13 protein-coding genes and 6 pseudogenes are annotated in these 16482 nt (G+C 70.3%); 9 read left to right on the forward strand and 10 right to left on the reverse strand.

Annotated features, from left to right (window positions below):
* Positions 1-155: 155 nt before the first annotated feature.
* Both ACWD6R_RS36335 and ACWD6R_RS36340 read right to left on the reverse strand, forming a co-directional pair.
* Positions 156-476: pseudogene (locus ACWD6R_RS36335) on the reverse strand (transposase); the annotation flags it as partial.
* Between the two features lie 3 nt (positions 477-479).
* Positions 480-863, reverse strand: a complete 384-nt coding sequence (locus ACWD6R_RS36340; protein ID WP_451822651.1) for a transposase — start codon at positions 861-863, stop codon at positions 480-482.
* A gap of 217 nt (positions 864-1080) precedes the next feature.
* On the opposite strand from ACWD6R_RS36340, the gene ACWD6R_RS36345 reads away from it, so the two are divergent.
* On the forward strand, positions 1081-1407 hold the full coding sequence (locus tag ACWD6R_RS36345) for a hypothetical protein (protein WP_451822652.1): 327 nt from the start codon (positions 1081-1083) through the stop codon (positions 1405-1407).
* Here ACWD6R_RS36345 and ACWD6R_RS36350 read toward each other — a convergent pair.
* The 5 genes and pseudogenes from ACWD6R_RS36350 to ACWD6R_RS36370 form a co-directional block, all read right to left on the reverse strand.
* Entirely contained in the window at positions 1394-3292 is a 1899-nt protein-coding gene (locus ACWD6R_RS36350) for a LamG-like jellyroll fold domain-containing protein (protein WP_451822662.1), read from the reverse strand. The genes ACWD6R_RS36345 and ACWD6R_RS36350 overlap by 14 nt on opposite strands.
* A 534-nt stretch (positions 3293-3826) precedes the next feature.
* Positions 3827-4294, reverse strand: a pseudogene (locus tag ACWD6R_RS36355) (helix-turn-helix domain-containing protein); the annotation flags it as partial.
* 74 nt (positions 4295-4368) lie between these two features.
* Positions 4369-5700, reverse strand: a complete 1332-nt coding sequence (locus ACWD6R_RS36360; RefSeq protein ID WP_451822653.1) for an RNA polymerase sigma factor — start codon at positions 5698-5700, stop codon at positions 4369-4371.
* A complete protein-coding gene (locus ACWD6R_RS36365) occupies positions 5673-6092 on the reverse strand; it encodes a YciI family protein (protein ID WP_451822654.1) in 420 nt (139 codons plus the stop codon). The genes ACWD6R_RS36360 and ACWD6R_RS36365 overlap by 28 nt, the downstream gene beginning before the upstream one ends.
* Positions 6093-6194: 102 nt before the next feature.
* A pseudogene (locus ACWD6R_RS36370) lies at positions 6195-6359 on the reverse strand (transposase); the annotation flags it as partial.
* A gap of 140 nt (positions 6360-6499) precedes the next feature.
* On the opposite strand from ACWD6R_RS36370, the pseudogene ACWD6R_RS36375 reads away from it, so the two are divergent.
* Positions 6500-6637, forward strand: a pseudogene (locus ACWD6R_RS36375) (IS5/IS1182 family transposase); the annotation flags it as partial.
* Positions 6638-6798: 161 nt separating this feature from the next.
* Complete coding sequence (locus ACWD6R_RS36380) at positions 6799-7125, forward strand: hypothetical protein (RefSeq protein ID WP_451822655.1); 327 nt, start codon at positions 6799-6801, stop codon at positions 7123-7125.
* Positions 7126-7229: 104 nt separating this feature from the next.
* On the opposite strand, the gene ACWD6R_RS36385 is transcribed toward ACWD6R_RS36380, so the two are convergent.
* Complete coding sequence (locus tag ACWD6R_RS36385) at positions 7230-7577, reverse strand: hypothetical protein (protein ID WP_451822656.1); 348 nt, start codon at positions 7575-7577, stop codon at positions 7230-7232.
* A gap of 570 nt (positions 7578-8147) precedes the next feature.
* On the opposite strand from ACWD6R_RS36385, the gene ACWD6R_RS36390 reads away from it, so the two are divergent.
* From ACWD6R_RS36390 to ACWD6R_RS36405, 4 genes are all read left to right on the forward strand, one after another.
* On the forward strand, positions 8148-8597 hold the full coding sequence (locus ACWD6R_RS36390) for a hypothetical protein (RefSeq protein WP_451822657.1): 450 nt from the start codon (positions 8148-8150) through the stop codon (positions 8595-8597).
* 70 nt (positions 8598-8667) lie between these two features.
* Positions 8668-10098, forward strand: coding sequence for a hypothetical protein (locus ACWD6R_RS36395; protein WP_451822658.1), 1431 nt, complete (start codon positions 8668-8670; stop codon positions 10096-10098).
* 12 nt (positions 10099-10110) lie between these two features.
* Positions 10111-10722 (forward strand): hypothetical protein, encoded by a 612-nt coding sequence (locus ACWD6R_RS36400; RefSeq protein WP_451822659.1) that lies wholly within the window; start codon positions 10111-10113, stop codon positions 10720-10722.
* A 21-nt stretch (positions 10723-10743) separates the two neighbouring features.
* Positions 10744-11601: a histidine kinase gene (locus ACWD6R_RS36405; RefSeq protein WP_451822663.1), complete on the forward strand. Its 858-nt coding sequence runs from the start codon at positions 10744-10746 to the stop codon at positions 11599-11601.
* Positions 11602-11610: 9 nt separating this feature from the next.
* On the opposite strand, the pseudogene ACWD6R_RS36410 reads toward ACWD6R_RS36405, so the two are convergent.
* Together ACWD6R_RS36410 and ACWD6R_RS36415 are read right to left on the reverse strand one after the other, a co-directional pair.
* Positions 11611-11963 (reverse strand): annotated as a pseudogene (locus ACWD6R_RS36410) (NF041680 family putative transposase); the annotation flags it as partial.
* A pseudogene (locus ACWD6R_RS36415) lies at positions 11953-12288 on the reverse strand (transposase); the annotation flags it as partial. The pseudogenes ACWD6R_RS36415 and ACWD6R_RS36410, both read right to left, overlap by 11 nt.
* Positions 12289-13025: 737 nt before the next feature.
* Here ACWD6R_RS36415 and abc-f point away from each other — a divergent pair.
* Complete coding sequence (gene abc-f / locus ACWD6R_RS36420) at positions 13026-14660, forward strand: ribosomal protection-like ABC-F family protein (RefSeq protein ID WP_451822660.1); 1635 nt, start codon at positions 13026-13028, stop codon at positions 14658-14660.
* 80 nt (positions 14661-14740) lie between these two features.
* Positions 14741-16363: an ABC-F family ATP-binding cassette domain-containing protein gene (locus ACWD6R_RS36425; RefSeq protein ID WP_451822661.1), complete on the forward strand. Its 1623-nt coding sequence runs from the start codon at positions 14741-14743 to the stop codon at positions 16361-16363.
* The last annotated feature ends 119 nt before the right edge of the window (positions 16364-16482 follow it).

A 16482-nucleotide genomic window follows, 5' to 3' on the forward strand; every position in this document is an offset into this window, starting at 1 on the left:
GCTGGTCGAGCACGAGGCCTACGCCAACGGCCTGCAGAAGAACGTGTTCGACGTCGTCCGCTGACAAGGCTCCCGCACTCGCCCGGCCGCCGCGTCATCGGACGTGGCACCCGTCGGAAGGACCTGCTCGGCGGACATTGGGTCACCGTGCGGACCACGAGGAAGACCGCGATGTGAAGTCCGGCCAGATAGATGGTCGCGGTCTTTTCGTAGCGGGTGGCGATGCCGCGCCACTGCTTCAGGCGGTTGATGCACCGCTCGACGGTGTTGCGCTGCTTGTCTGCCTCGGGGTCGAAAGCGGGTGGCCTGCCGCCCCGGCTGCCCCGACGTAGCCGGTGGCGCCGCTGATCCGCGGGGACCGGGATGACCGCTCGGATAACGTGTTTGCGCAGGTACTCGCGGATGGCGCGCGACGAGTAACGACCTTGGGGGAAATTGAGGTCGGGGCGTGTTGGCCTGGCGGTTTGGCTGGTGGGTGATCAGCAGGCCGTGGTGCGGACGGGCACGAGTTCGGTGCTCGTGCGACGTCGGGTTGCTCGTCGGGCTGCGCGGTCGGGGACCAGGCCGGCGATGGCGAGGTGGGTCTGCGCGTAGTCCTCTCGGCGTCCGGTGTAGCGCTGGAGTGGGTGCCACTGCTTGTATTCGGCGTTGGTGTGCTCCACCACGATCCGGGCCGATGACTGTCGGCGTCGTGTCTCACGCCAGGCATGCTTGTCGCCGTCGGGGGCGTCCTCGGCCGGTTTCTTCGGCGGGGCGCTGACCTGGGACGGGAACTCCTTGGCCAGGCCCTGGTAGCCGGAATCGGCCTCGGCGCGCACGTCGGGGTGGAGGCGGAACTGTTCGGCGATGCCCGCGGTACGCACAGCGGGTCGGGTAGCGGCGGCGCATTGCTGCGCCGCCGCCCCCTCAGAACCCGACATGCGCCGTTGAGCGCACCGGGCTCAAGCAAGCCCCTGTGGGCTCGCGGACGGGCAGAAGTGCCGGTCGGGTGTCGAGTCGGCGTCGACAATGAGCGTGCACGAGGCTGGGCGCGGCGAGTACGTCCGACGTTCCCGGTCCGGAGAACAGGGTGCGGCCCTGGTGGTCGCTGACCAGCGCCGCGAGATGACCCGTCTGATGGCCGACGCCGGCATCGTCCCGAAGATCGCCCAGGTCCGCTCCGGCGAGGCCGAGCTGAGCCGGATCACCGGAGCGCAGACGCCCTCGGGCGTGCCCGTCACCATCACCGCACCGCTGACCGAGCGGCCCAGGAGCGGTGGCGCGTCGTCCCGGGGCCGGCGCGGCCGTCCCGTCCGGGCAGTCGCGTCGCTCGGACCTGCCCACGCCGGAGGCGCGCGCCGCCGCCAAGCACCGCCGTACCAACCGGGCGGGGTGACCCCGGGGGCAGTTCCCCTCAGGCGATCATGAAGTCCCGTACGGGCAGGGCGCGTTCGACGATCCTGATGTCGCCGAGCCAGCCGTGCATCAACTGGTCGAGTCTGCCTCCGTACTCGTAGGCGCCGAGCAGCCAGGGCAGGCCCAGGGTGGCGAGGCCGGTGGTAGGGGTGGCGGGGTTGCGGGCGACTATGCAGCCGTCGACGTACATCGTCGTGTGCTTCCCGTCGTTGACGACCGCCACATGCCACCACCGCTCACGCAGCAGCTCATGGCTCCAGTTGGTGACGGCCCCCGGTTGGTTCAGCGGCGCCGCCGCCCACTGGAGCCCGGGGCCGTCCGATACGGAGAGGGTGGCGACGGGCTCCTCCGGGTCGCCGGAGGTCTTGCCGGCCGCCCCGAGCGTGCCGCGGCGGCCGAGCACGGCGCCCCAGGCGTTGCGTCCGGCGTCCCAGTCTGTGGGGAGGCGGAGGAAGGCCTCGATGGTGTAACCGGACCTGAACGTCTTGGTGTTGAGCGGTGCGTTGTTCTCCGTACGTAGATACGCGCCCCGCAACGGCGGCTTCGAGCCGTCGAAGTAGAGGCTGCCGTGGCCGGGCTGGTCGGGATGGTGGGCGGTGGACCAGCGCAGCGCGTCGGGCGCACTGCCGGGGACGGCTTCGCGCACCAGGTCGTTGCGGTGCCCGGACAGGTCCGGGACGCGCAGGCCGGCGTCGGCGGCGGAACCGTCCTGGTGCGAAGGGGAGTCGAAGCGCCAGTAGGCGACGGTGCCCGGTATCAGCAGCTGCTTCGCCGGGCGGGGGCCGCGCACGGGTACGGGCGCGAAGCCCGCGAAGCGCTTCTCGAAGTCGATGGGGACGGCAAAACAGTCCTGCGGACCCGTCAGTTCGATCTCGCCGCGCTCCAGGTCGTTGAGCCTCTCGCCCGCGCGGCCGAGGATCCACGGGGAGATCGTCTCCACGTCAATGGTGTTCCGGGCCAGGTCGAAGCGGTAGAGGCGGATCATGGCGCTGCCGCCGTAGTAGCGGTTCTGGTAGTTGGTGATGTGCAGATGGACGTCGTTGCCCGCGGTGTTCTTACGGGTGGTGCGTCCGGCGGGCCAGTAGTGGCCGTTGAGGGTGAGGAAGATCTGGTCGTGCCCGGCTATCAGCTCGTCCCACAGATGCTTTCCGTGGCCGGAGAGTTCGGCCTCGTCGCCGTCCGTGTCCGCGTACACCAGCTCGTGGGTGGTGAGGATGACCGGGGTGTCCGGGTGCTGGGCGATGACGTCCTTCGCCCAGGCGAGCCCGGCCGTCGACGGCCGCCAGTCGAGCGCGAGCACCAGCCACTCGCGCCCGGCGGCGCGGAACAGGTGGTACGTGTTGTAGCCGTCCGGGGTCGCCCCGCCGAACGTCGGCAGGCGCCGCATCCGCTGCGGACCGAAGGTGTCCAGGTACGGGGTGCGGCCGCGCTGATCGTCGGTGGAGGACTTGATGTCGTGGTTGCCCGCGACGACGCTGTAGCCGACCCGCCGCCGGTCGAGCAGCCCGAACGCTTCGCCGATCGCCTCGAATTCGCCTGACTGGCCGCTCTCGGTGAGGTCGCCCAGATGGGACAGGAAGACGATGTTCTCGTCGCGCCCGTGATCGAGTACGTAACGCAACGACGCCTCGACCGGCGCCTTGTCGATGCTCGCCCCGTCGAAGAGGTACTGGGTGTCCGGCATGACGACGAGCGTGAACCTGGGGCTCTCGGGGTCGGGCCGCCAACCGGCCGTGACGGCATCGGCGTTCTGCTGGGGAAGAGCCGCGGCGGGCGTGGCGGACGCGAGCCCCGTGGCTGCGGTGGCAGCACCGGTGAGCGCGGTTGCCCGCAGGAACGTACGACGGCTCGCGCCGGGCAGAAGCGGTCCGTCGGGCTGGTGGAGGGGGCTGCACATAGTTGTCTCCGCGGAGGATGAACGTCGGGGTGATCGTCTGCAAGCTAGCCGCGGGGTAGGGGAGGAACCGGTCCGTAAGGGCGACAGCCGGGCGAAGACTCCATGAATTGCACAGCGCCGGCGCGCGGGATCGTGGTGGTGGGAGCGTGCGGGCGCGGGTTGGCGAGGGCCGGGTGATGCCGGTGGTCGGCTCGGTGCGGCCGAACACTGTGGCCAGGTGGACGTCGTAGGCGGCCAGGTAGGCCAGCGCGCCGCCGCGCCCGTAGGTGTGGTCCACCCGCATCGCTCTCGCCTGGCCGGGGGCAAGGGTGGGATGGCAGCGGCAGCGGGCCTGGACGGAGGTCTTCTCGTCCGCGCCGAGCGGCTCGCCGTCCCGGGTGCGGGCATACAGGTCCAGCACGCGCTCGGCCTTGGGCCGGAAGTCCGGGTCGGTGATGAAGATCCAGGAATGGTGCTGCCAGGGTTTGATCGCGTCCTGGTCGAGCCAGCGGCGCACCGTGGAGGCCGACAGGAAAGCGCGATGCCGCGCTCGACGGCCTCGCGGGCCAGCTCCGGGCACGACCAGCGCGACAGCGGGGCGCCCGCCTCGGCGGGAAGCCGGTAGGCCAGCGCCTTGACCTGTGCCGCCTGCAGGGGCGTGAAGGCGGCGGGCCGCCCCGGGCGCTTGCGGTCGGCGAGCCCGGGCAGGCCCAGGTCGGCGAACCGGTCCCGCCAGGTGCGCACGGTGTCCACGTGTACTCCCGCCTCAACGGCGATACGCGCGTTGGACCTGCCCCGAGCCGCGAAGAGCACGATCTGTGCACGCACCCGGGCCTGGTGCTCGGTCTTGTGACCCCAGGCCGCCTTTTTCAACCGGTGCCGCTCGGCGGCGGTCAGGACTATCGGGCGCGCGACGGCAACAGGCAAGGCGGGCAAACCGATCAGCAGAAGTGGATCACGACGGCCCCAGCCTGCCGCATCCGCTTCTCGGCCGGTCGGGCAGGATGTCCGCCATGCCCACACCGGCGCCGGAGCCGACCGCTAACTACGGCGCGGACTTTGTCGGATGGGCGCGTGGGGGGATGTCCTTCCCCCGCTCACGGCAGCGTGGCCGCCTTGCGCAGCAGCACCGACCGTTCGCGGGTGTTGCGGCACAGGCGGGCGGCGAGTTCGAGCTCGGCCCGGGCCTCGGCGGTCCGGCCGAGCCGGCGCAGCAGTTCGCCGCGCACGCTCGGGAGCAGGTGTGATCCCGACAGGCGGTCGGTGGCGACCAGTTCGTCGACGATGGCGAGCGCCTGCTGCGGCCCGGTCGCCATCGCGACGGCGACCGCCCGGTTGAGCTCGACGACGGGGGAGGGGGCCACTTGGCCCAGCGCCTCGTAGAGCAGCACGACGCGCTCCCAGTCGGTCTGCGCCACCGAGGGGGCCGTCGCGTGGCAGGCGGCGATTGCGGCCTGCAGTCCGTAGGGCCCCAGGCCGCGTCCGGTGGCGGCGGCCCGGCCGATCGCGGCCAGGCCGCGGCGGATCGCAGAGTGGTCCCACAGGCGCCGGTCCTGGTCCTCGAGCAGCACCGGCTCGCCGTCGGGGCTGGTGCGGGCGGGAAAGCGCGCGGCCGTCAGCTCGCACAGCGCCAGCATCCCGGACACCTCCGGTTCGTCGGGCAGCAGGGCGGCCAGCGTCCGGGTAAGCCGGATCGCCTCGTACGCCAGGTCGGGGCGCAGCAGGTTGTCGCCGGTGGTCGCTGTCGAGCCCTCGGTGAAGATCACGTACAGCACGCTCAGCACCCCGCCGATGCGTCCGCGGCGCTCCTCGGCCGGCGGCAGCTCGAACGGCACTCGCGCCGCGGCGATCGTCTTCTTCGCCCGGGTGATCCGCGCCTGGACGGTCGGCACGGGCACCAGGAACGCGCGGGCGATATCCTCGCTCGCCAGTCCGGCGACCGTGCGTAGCGTCAGCGCCACTCGCGCCTCGGGCGCCAGCACCGGGTGGCAGGCGATGAACATCAGGGCAAGGACGTCGTCGTCCACCTGGTCGGGGTCCCACAACAGGTCGCCGGCCCGCTCTGGTGGGGCCTGCGCACCCGAAATAGCCTCTCCCTCGGCGAGTTGGCCGGAGAGCATGGCGTACCGCTCGTCGAGGGCCGCGCGGCGGCGGTAGTTGTCGATCGCCCGCCGCCGCGCGGTGGCGAGCAGCCAGCCGACCGGGTTCGTCGGCGCGCCCTCGCGCGACCAGCTGACGAGCGCCTCGGCCAGTGCCTCCTGGGCGACGTCCTCGGCGAGCTCGAAGTCCCCGGTGTAGCGGGTCAGCGCGGCGACGATCCGGGCGGACTCGATCCGCCATACGGCCTCCACGGCCCGCCGAGCCGCCTGCGGGCTCGGCGGGCCGTGCGCGTCTGCGGCCATCAGAGCTGGCCGGTCCGCTCGCGCCACGCCCGCTCCTTGGCGATCCACTCGTTGTCCTGCGGGAACTCGTCGATGGCCGGCACGCGGCGGATCTCGCACTTCGAGCCGGCGACCGCCGGGAGGCGCTTGGCCCACTCGACCGCCTCCTCCTTCGAGGCCACGTCGATCACGTAGAAGCCGCCGAACAGCTCCTTCGTCTCGCCGTAGGGACCGTCGGTGACCACCGGCGTCTCGCCGCTGAAGTCGACCACCACGCCCTGCCCCGGGTCATCCAGCCCCTCGGCAGCGACCAGCACGCCGGCCCGGACCAGCTCCTCGTTGAAGCGGCCCACCGTCTCGAGCATCTCCTCGAAGGGCGTCCCCATCATCTTCGCCACCGACTCGTCCGTGCCACGCATGATCAGCATGTACTTCGCCATCTTCGGCCTCCTGTGTACGGGGTCGTCCCTCGACCCCCTCACCCCTAGGTCGAACGGCGCGGCCGCGGATCGACACGACGCCACTCCGACTTACGACCAACACGATGCCAGGCCCGGATCGGTCGCGAACACGGTGTCCGGGTCGAGTCCGGCCGCCTGGCAGCGGTCGGGCTGGTCGGTCCACGACCGCGGGATGTACAGCTCCCGGTCCACCGCGGCGTGTCCGCGCCTCCCGGCGTAGACCAGGTAGACGGCGACCTGGGAGTTTCCGAGCTGTTCGGCACGCGCGACCGCATCAACACCTGGATGCAGGACCACCCGGAGGACTACCGCTGACGGGGCCGCGTCGTCCAGGGACCCGGCCTCGAGGGCGTGTCCATGAACTAGCGATGCCCGAGCGGTAGGGACGCCGGCGCAACGCGGTCGAACGGTGCATCAACCGTCCAAAGCAGTGGCGCGGCCTGGCCATGCGAACAGACAAGCTCGCCATCGCCTGTCAGGCCGCACTGCACCTCGCCGCGATCCTCATGTGGACCCGGCACTGACCGAAGGCCAGCCCCTAGGACAGCGGGTGACCGCCAACGCCCAACCGGCTGACGCCTCGCCGGGCCGCAGCTGTCCGATGCGCTCGACCGGATCGCCGAGGAAATCATGCCCGGACTGCGGTGATGGCCCACCTGCCTCCCTGCCACTTAGAGTCATGCCCATGGCCAACCCTGAACTCGAAGAACGCCTGGCAGCGCTGGAGAAGAGCCAGGAGCGCATGGCTTTGGACCTGGCACGTCTGGAGAGCGCCGTACGGGACCTGAGGCGACCGAGCTTCTCGTTCGTCATCCGGGTGGCCATCAGCCTCATCGTGCTGTGGGCGGCGCTGCAGTTCGTGCCGATGGTCGCTCTGATGCTGGGCTCGGCGATCTTCAACCAGGGCGGCCGGCCGGCGATCGGGGCGATCGCGCTGATCGTCATCGTGGCGGTGGCCGTGACCGTCACGGTCAAGGCAGTGCGCAACCGCAGAGCTTCCGCTTCCCGCTGACCAGGAGGCTGCCCGGAAGATCGCCCCGGCGCGAGCGCGAGGCGACTCGAACCGGGGCGTCCGGAACCGGGAACGTGATCAGACGATCAGGATCGGAATCAGGATCAGCTGAACACGACAGAACGGAGCTTCAGCCGCTCGGAGGCGTGACCGCCGAAGGGCCGAAGGGTGAAGAAGGCGCCCTCGCAGTCGGGGCCGGTGAAGACGGTGGCGGTGGAGTCGGTGTAGTTCCAGGGAGAGTCGGCGGGGTTCGACGAGCCCGGGTCGGCCACCTCGGGCAGCGTGATGCACTCCCGGCTCGCCGGGTCGATCAGGTAGGCGTACTGCGGGGTGCCGTCGAGCCCGGTGAACCGGTAGAGGAAGTCTCCGGAGGCCGCGTCGGCCGCGGTCGGCAGAGTCACGACGAGCGCGAGAGCGCCGAGGGCGGCAGCCACGGTGGTACGAAGACGCATGAAGGGCACTCCTTGTGCGGTGCGAGGGAACGCGTACCGCACCAGCGTGCCCTGTTGACCTGCGCCTATGACTGAAAGAACAAGTTCAGTCACTCAGAAGTGGGCTGCTGAATCGGTTTGCCGACGACCATGAGGGTCACCTCGTCGGACTCGCCGCCTGGTGAGCCCACACGAAGTCCTGCCCCCGTGAGGTGTTGATCCTTCGGAACGGCGGAGGGAACGCGGCGAGCGCCTGCGCGGGTGCGGATAGACCGCGCCCTTGCCGATGTCCGCGCGACGCGCGACGCCGTCGATGGTGCGGTCGGGAAATCCGAAGGCGCCCACGGTCCGCGGCTCCCTACGCTCGCCTCATTCAGTTGGCGGTGGCCCCAGATGCTCATTTCCCATTTTTCCTGCTTCTCCATGCAAAACAGTAATTCTCGCAGCTTGCGGCCTATGACCCCGGGCGGGAACCGAAACAGGGCTCCGTGCGTGATCGGTTCTGACGGTTCAAGGGCTGCGCCAGGCATCCGAGGTTGTGGCTCGTAGAATGCGGCTCGAAGTCGTTACCGGCATCGGAGGAGGCGTGGAATGGGATTCGACGAGGAACGGGCCGAGTTGCGGGCTGCGGCGGCCGAACGCGGCTCGGCCGCCATGCGGTTGAACGGCCTTCCCGAAGAGGGCCCGGCACCGGGCTACGGCCCTGGAGCCCCGCCGAAGCTCGCGTCGACGGCGTCCGAGAAGAAGGCCGCCGCCGGGGTCATAGAGAACGAACTGCTGACGAGCACCACGAAGGCGGGCGGCCATGCGGACGAGTCCAACAGCAGTGCCGTGAGCGCATTCAGCGGATGGGCGACCGCAGTCGCACTGAAGAAGGTGCAGACCACCTGGGACGGGCAGGTGAAGACGCTCATGGGCCGCCTGGGAAGGGAGCGCGACGGCCTCAGGAGCACCGCCACCACCTTGACGGGGGTCGATGGCGACCGCCGTGACGGTATCAACGCCATCAGGCTGCCGTCGGCGTTCGACGGCTATCGGTGAATGACCGGAGGTCACCGTACGACTTCGAGGCGTTCCAGGGGAATTGATTATGCTGACATACCGCGATGTCATGACCACCGACTTCGGGAAGCTCTCCGCCGCTGCTGATAAATGGAAGTCGATGGCGGATGAATTCGCGAAGGTCGAAAAGCGTTACCGGGACGGTGTTCAAAAAGTCACGCTCGGTGACAGCTGGTTGGGTGAGAGCGCGGACGCCGCCTCCCTGAACTTCGCGGCGACCCGGTACGAGTACCAGGCCGCCCAGACCCAGGCGAAAGCGACGGCGACACTACTGCTCAACGCGCACGCCCAGTTCGTCGAACTGAAGGAGCGACTGGAGTCCGCGCGCGCCGACGCCGTCAAGGCCGGCATGAAGGTCTCCGAGCAGGGCAACGTCGCTTTCGACTACGAGCGGGCCACCGAAGGTGAGCGCAACGCTCTCCGCCACGACCCGGACTACGCCAAGAGCGTCCGGGACAGCGAGCAGTCCTGGGCCGATTACATCAAGTCCTGCGTGAAGGCCGTCGACGACGCCGACAAGGACTTCCAGAAAGACCTCGAAGCCGTGGTCAAAGACACCGGCGGCGGCAAGAACGACGGAACGACGGGCGGCTTCAACGGCAACGCCGACAAGGTCGCGACGGCGGACGACCAGCAGAAGCAGGAGCGCATGGAGCTCGCCTCGCTGGCCATGCGCGACGGCGAGACGCTGGACGACTACCTGCAGCGCCTCCAGAGGGACGGCGTGGAGAAGATCACGGGCAGCAAGAGGCTCGCGGATCTCTTCGCCGCCGTCCAGAAGGGCGCGATCACGGCTTCCGCCTTCGCCGCCGCTGTCGGCGGGAGCGCGGGCGGTGCCTTGAAACTGTTCAAGTACCTGAAGCAGGGCAAGGACGTCACCGCGCCCGGTACCTTCCTCTCCACGTTCATCAACAACCGGATGGCCGGGGCCGTGCCCGGAAGCTTGTTGAGCAAGGTTCCGCCCGGGTTGGTCAACGCCGTCACCGGGTCCGACGAAGCCGCCATGTTCGGCGGGTTCATGCGGAACGGTTCCTTCTTCATGCCGTCCGCCGCAGAGGCCAACCTCGTCAAGGTCGCGCAGAACGGAGGTCTCGCGAATGCCGCGAAGGCCGCCGGATGGATCCGGGGCGCGGGGGTCGTCGGCGGCGTCGCGGCGACCGCCTACGGTGTCGCCAACCTGGCCACGTACGACGCCGAAATGATCAAGGCCAATCCCTCGAAGTTCGCCAGCGACCTCAGCGGAACCGCTTTCAGTGCGTCGATGACCGCGCTGACCGTGGCGCCCAACCCGGTCACGGCCGGTCTGGCGGTCGGTACGGGCCTGGTGTACGCGGGCTGCCTGGTCTGGGACAACCATGAGGCCATCGGCGAAGGCATCGACAAGGCCGGGGACTGGGTGGGCGACAAGGCCTCGGACATCGGGGACGGCATCGCCGACGGCGCGAAGAAGCTGGGCAGCGCCCTCAACCCGTTCGACTAGCGAGGGAAGAGCATGTACACGACCATCAGCCCGTTCACGCTCGCCTACTGGAAGGAGAAGCAGCCCCACGGCCGCACCAAGTTCGGCTGGCAGGGCACTTCCCCGGAGTTCGGCGACGTCCGGGTGGTGTACCCCGCGGGCCCGGACGTGCCGAACGCCCTCGTCACGGAGGTACGCGGTGGTCTGATCCCCCCTGCCACCTTCGAGACGCGTGGCGTGCACACGGATGTCGCAGCCATGCCGACCCTCAACCGCTCGACGCTCCGCGTGGGTGACGCGCTGGTGCGGATGAACCGGAACCGGTGGGCGCCCAGCCACCGGGGGCGTTCTCTGCACATGACGTATCTGGGCGACTCCTACAGGCTCACGGCGATCAACCGCCGGGCGTACGAGCTGTCCCGGCAGCCCGACTCCGAGGATCCCGGCGCCGTCATCGCGGTGCGGCAGTCGGGCATGGGGGGCGGACGGAAGGTGGCCGTGCAGGCGACGGGGCGGGTCCTGCCCGCCGACGTCTCGCTGGCGGTTCTCTTCTCCGGAGTCGACCGGTCCGTGCTGACGCGGCGCGGAGCCGTGCGCGCGGGTTTTTCCAGGATCTTCAACTTCTGGGCCGAGTCCCAGTACTGAGCGACTATCAAGTGAGTGCGTATGCCTTCGTTCGACATTTCCCGGTCCCGCTTCCGGCTGGCCGACGAGCATCTGATCGTGCTCTCCGAGCTGGCTGCGGGGAACGCGGCGCCCGACGAGTTCGTGGCGGCCCGGCAGGAGCTGCTGGACTGCGGCCTCATCAGCGGGGAGGGCAAGCTGTCCCCGCTGCTGCTGCCGCTGATGAAGACGGTCCTCACGCCGGGGGTGGTCATCTCGCTGGAGGCCGCCGGCCGGCAGGGCCGGCTGCACCACGGCATGCTCATCGGTGAGGAACACGTCGTCGCGCACGAGGCGTGGCCGGGCACGGCCGAGGCCGAGTACTCCTGCGTCGAGCCGAAGATGCTGGTGTGGAAGCTCGCCGACATGGTGAACCTCCAGCAGTCCTCGACCGGCCGGGACACAGCCGCCTCCGTCGTCGAGACGACCATCGGCACCGCCGAGGCGGGGCTCGCGGTCCTGGAGGGCGAGCGCCTCGGCCGGTCCGCCGACGAGGAGCACGGGGCGATCCGCCGGGCCCTCGCGGCGGGTGGCGGCCTCGGTGAGCCGGCGCTGACCCTCCTCGCCGACCTGATCTCCGAGCTGCGTTCGAGCTGGCGCCTGACCTCGGCCTGGCGGGCCCATGCCGACGGCCAGGACGGTGCGAAGGCGCGCGGCTTCGCCGTCTGGGACTGCGGCCCCCTCGGCTACTGGTTGCGTGAGCTGCCCACCGAACCCGTGCCCGAGGAGCGGGTCACCCCGACCGCACCCTTCCGGCTCGTCCGCGTGGAGGCCAAGACGATCTGGACGCGGATCACCGGGCTCCTGCCCGACGCGGGCGAACTCCGGCAGGCGGCAGGCCGGCCGGGCAGCACCGTCTAAGCTTGATCTTTAACCTCGCTGCTGTTTCAGGCGGATGTGTTCGGTGAGGCTTTCGGCTCGTTTCACGGTCTTCCCGGGCTCGTGGCGTGGGGCCGGCCTGCGATTTTGTGAGCCGGGTGGGCGTCCGGGGCCGGGCTTGGAGGGTTTGGGCACGGCTGCGGGGCGGGTGGTCTTCGCGCGGAGGTGGCGGAACCCCCGGCGGACCCGTGCGGGGGGAGACAGCGGGGCTCGCTGGGCCGTTCCCAGGGCCGACGGAGGTCATCGGCCAGGGGGCGGGCGAGGCGGAGTTGGGTGTGGGCGACGATGATCAGCCAGGTCCACAAGTCGGCTGTGTGCGGGTCGCGGACCTTGGGGACGGTCCAGCAGCCAGTTGCTCACGTCCACCGCGAGGACGATCCGTCCGTCGGCGGCACGCGGCAACGGTGTGGAGGCAAGGAGTCTGCGCAGGCGGCGCGGTTCCAGCCAGCCGTAGTTGACCGCGTCGTACATCGCCCCGTGCCCACGCCGGTACTCGGCCGTCGGCGGCAGCTCGACCAGCGACGTCACAGGACCATCGGCACACAGCACCGCTTCGGTCAACTCGAAGAGCGCATCCGCCCGCGCGTACAGGCAGTCGTAGAACTCAACCCGAAAGCGGGACAAGACCTCAAGCGCCTCGACGGCGGGTGCGGGAGCAGGAAGACTCATCGTCAGCGGCCGTTCCTTCGTATCTTCGTTACTCGACATCTCGAAGCGTGAAGGACGGCCGCGTCCGCTGTCTCCGGAAGACGCCCAGATCAGCAGGTCAGGTGACACGCGAGGTTAAAGATCAAGCTCACGCCAGCTAGGTTGTACGTGCTTCGGGATCATTCGCGGGTTTCAGCCCGACGAGATGAGAAGCTGCCGTCCGGCCACACCTCAGGCAATCGCACACGCGGGGCAGATCTGCCGTGCCGCCGTGCGCGCCCCGCCCAGGGGCTGGCCTGCCTTGTGCAGGGCGCGCCTGGGCGTGACCTGCACGGCCGCGGCCTGGCCCGGGCGGCCGAAACGATCCGCGTGTGTCGTGCCACGAGCGCGAACCGGCCCGGCGCGGCCCCCGCCACCGGCCTGACGGGCCACGACGCCCTCGACGTAGGCAGGGCCTGCGGGCATTTGCGTCCCGACCGCCCGACCGTCACGGCGACATGCTCGCCCGGGCGCGTGCCGCCACGGGCCCGGCCGAGCGAGGCGGGATGTTAGCCTGCAAACGACATGTCCCGGCAACCGAGGAGTCACAGACGTGGTGGGTGAAGACGACATTTCCGGGTGAGATCCGGATCTGACGGCCACCGGCCGGCGCCAGCGGGCGCTGCCGCCGAGGTGGTCCGTTTCGTCGTACCCCTTTCCCCACGTCTGCCCAGGGCAGAGAACCAAGCTCTGCCCTCAGTACCTCCGAGGTCACTTCCATGTCCGATGCCGCTATCGTCTGCTCGAACCTCTCCTTCGCCTGGCCCGACGACACCCCGGTCTTCCACGACCTGTCCTTCTCCGTGACCCCTGGCCGTACGGGCCTGGTCGCCCCCAACGGGTCCGGCAAGTCCACCCTGCTCAAGCTGATCGCCGGTGAACTCAAGCCCGCCACCGGCTCGGTGTCCGTCAGCGGCACGCTCGGCTACCTCCCGCAGAGCCTGCCCCTGACCGGGAACCTCACGGTCGCCGAGGTGCTCGGCATCGCCGAGGTGATCCGCGCCCTGGACGCCGTGGAATCCGGCGACGTCGACGAGAAGCACTTCACAACCATCGGCGACGACTGGGACATCGAGGAGCGCACCCGCGCCCAGCTCGACCGACTGGGCCTGGCCGACCTCACCCTGGACCGCAGTCTGAGCACGCTCAGCGGCGGCCAGGTCGTCTCCCTCGGCCTCGCCGCCCAACTGCTCAAGCGCCCCGACGTCCTCCTGCTCGACGAGCCCACCAACAACCTCGACCTGGAGGCCCGGCACAAGCTTTACGACGTGCTGTCGGACTTCAACGGCTGCCTGCTCCTGGTCAGCCACGACCGCGCGCTGCTCGACCGCATGGAACGCATCGCCGAACTCGGCAGCGACGAACTGCGCCTGTACGGCGGCAACTTCACCGAGTACGAGGAGGCCGTTCGCGCCGAGCAGGAGGTCGCCGAGAAGAACGTCCGCAACGCCGAGCAGGAGCTCAAGCGGGAGAAGCGGGAGATGCAGCAGGCCCGCGAACGCGCCGAGCGCCGCGCGAGCAACGCCGCCAAGAACCTCAAGAACGCCGGTCTGCCCCGCATCTTCGCCGGCAACATGAAGCGGGGCGCGCAGGAGGCCGCGGGCAAGTCCGGCACGATGCACGCCTCCCGGGTCGGCGAGGCCAAGGCCCGCCTGGACGAGGCCGGGCGCGCGCTGCGCGAGGAGCAACGCCTCACCCTGGAGCTGCCCGACACCCAGGTGCCCGCCGGCCGCAACCTGTTCCTCGGCGAGGAAATGCGGGTGCGTCTCGGCGACAAGGACGTGTTCGCCGCGAGCGGCGTCGACCTGACGATCCGCGGTCCGGAGCGCATCGCGCTGACCGGCCCCAACGGTGCCGGTAAGACCACCCTGATGCGGCTCGTGACCGGCGACCTCACCCCGGAGAGCGGGGAGATCAAGCGCAACGACGGCCGGATCGCCTACCTCTCGCAGCGCCTGGACCTGCTGGACCTGGACCTCACCGTGGCGGAGAACTTCGCCGCGTACGCCCCGGAGCGGCCCGAGGCCGAGCGCATGAACCTGCTCGCCCGCTTCCTCTTCCGGGGCCCGCGGGCGCACCTGCCGGTCGGAGTGCTCTCCGGCGGCGAGCGACTGCGTGCCACCCTCGCCTGCGTCCTGTGCGCCGAACCCGCCCCGCACCTGCTGCTGCTCGACGAGCCGACCAACAACCTCGACCTGGTCAGCGCCGGTCAGTTGGAGAGCGCGCTCAACTCCTATCAGGGCGCCATCCTGGTGGTCAGCCACGACGAACGGTTCCTCTCCGAGATCGGGATCAGCCGCTGGGTGCGGCTGGCCGACGGGAAACTCAGGGAGACGGGAGCCCCCGCGGTGTGAACCGCCGGTGTGTGATGTGGCCCGCGCACGAGGCCCCTGTGCCCGCCGGGCCGACCACCGACCCCATCGGACGGACACCCATGCCCCCACCCGCCCTGCTCGCCCGCGATCTCGTCCGCTCCCTGGGCGGCCGGCCCGTCCTGGACGGCGTATCCCTCACCGCGTCCCCTGGCCACCGCATCGGCCTGATCGGGGAGAACGGCGTCGGCAAGTCCACCCTGCTGCGGGTGCTCGCCGGCCTGGACGAACCCGACGCGGGCAGCGTCACCCGCCCCGGCGACCTCGGCTTTCTCCACCAGGAGATGCCGTTCGACGCCGCTTCGACCATCGCCGCGGTGCTGGACGAGGCGCTCCGCGAGGCCCGCGAGGACCTCGCGGAGCTGGACCGGCTCGGCGAGGAACTCGCCCGCGTCCCGGAGGACGACCCCAGCCACCAGGAACTCCTCGACACGTACGGCAGGCGCCTCGAACAGGCCCAGGACCGGGAGTCCTGGGACGCCGACCGCCGCGCCGCACTGGTCCTGGACGGCCTGGGCCTCGCCGCCGTCGGGCACGACCGTACGCTCGGTTCGCTCTCCGGCGGGCAACGCGGACGACTGGCCCTGGCCGCGCTGCTCGTACGGCGGCCCTCGGCGCTGCTCCTGGACGAGCCGACCAACCACCTCGACGGCGGCGCCGCCGCCTTCCTGGAGGAACAGGTCCGCTCGCTGCCCGGGACCGTGGTGGCCGCCAGCCACGACCGGGCGTTCCTCGACGCCGTCTGCACCGACCTGATCGACCTCGACCCGGCGGTGGACGGCCCGGTCCGCCACGGCGGGAACTACAGCGCCTACCTGGCCGAGAAACGCGCCGAGCGGGAGCGCTGGGAGCGGCGGTACGCCGAGGAGCAGCAGGAGCTTGAGGAATTGCGCGAGGCGGGCGTGACCGCGCACCGGGTCGCCCCGGACCGGGGCCGCACCGACAACGAGAAGATGGGATACGGCCACCGGGCCGGCCGGGTGCAGAACCAGATCTCCCGCCGGGTGCGCAATGCCACCCGGCGGCTGGCGGAGCTGGAGCGCACTCAGGTTCCCGAGCCGCCGCGCCCCCTGCGGTTCGCCGCCGGGGACCTGGCCGCACGGGCGCAGGAGGGCCCGCAGCCGCTGGTGGCCCTGCGGGACGTACGGGTGCCGGGGCGGCTCGCGCTGAAGGACCTGGAGGTGTCGGCGACCGACCGGTTACTTGTCACGGGCGGCAACGGGGCGGGCAAGTCGACGCTGCTCGCCGTGCTCGCCGGACACCTTTTTGCCGAGGGCGAGGTACGCAGGCGGCGCCGGCTGACGGTGGGGTTGCTCACCCAGGACACCGTGTTCGACCGGCCCGAGCGCACGGTCCGCGACACCTACGAGTCGGCGCTGGGTCCGGCACGGGCGGAGAGGGCGCCGCTGGACTCGCTAGGTCTGCTGGTCGAGGCGGACCTGGACAGACCGGTCGGACGGTTGTCCGTGGGCCAGCGCCGCCGTCTGGCGCTGGCCCTGCTGGTGGCACGCCCGCCCCAACTGCTGCTCCTCGACGAGCCCACGAACCATCTCTCACCTCGCCTGTGCGACGAACTGGAGGAGGCGCTGGGCACCGGGCCAGGCGCGATCGTGGTCGCCAGCCACGACCGCTGGCTGCGGCGGCGGTGGCGGGGCCGTGAGGTCCACTTGGCGCACCGCGGCTGAACCCGCCTCCCACCCGCCGGCCAACTAGAAGACTGCTGAAAATCTTGTTGAGGGGCTGTCGGGCCGTAGGCCGGGCGGCCCCTCTTCCCTATGGGGTGGCTGGGGTGAGGTGCCAGGTG

The sequence above is a fragment of the Streptomyces sp. NPDC005151 genome (assembly GCF_053599875.1).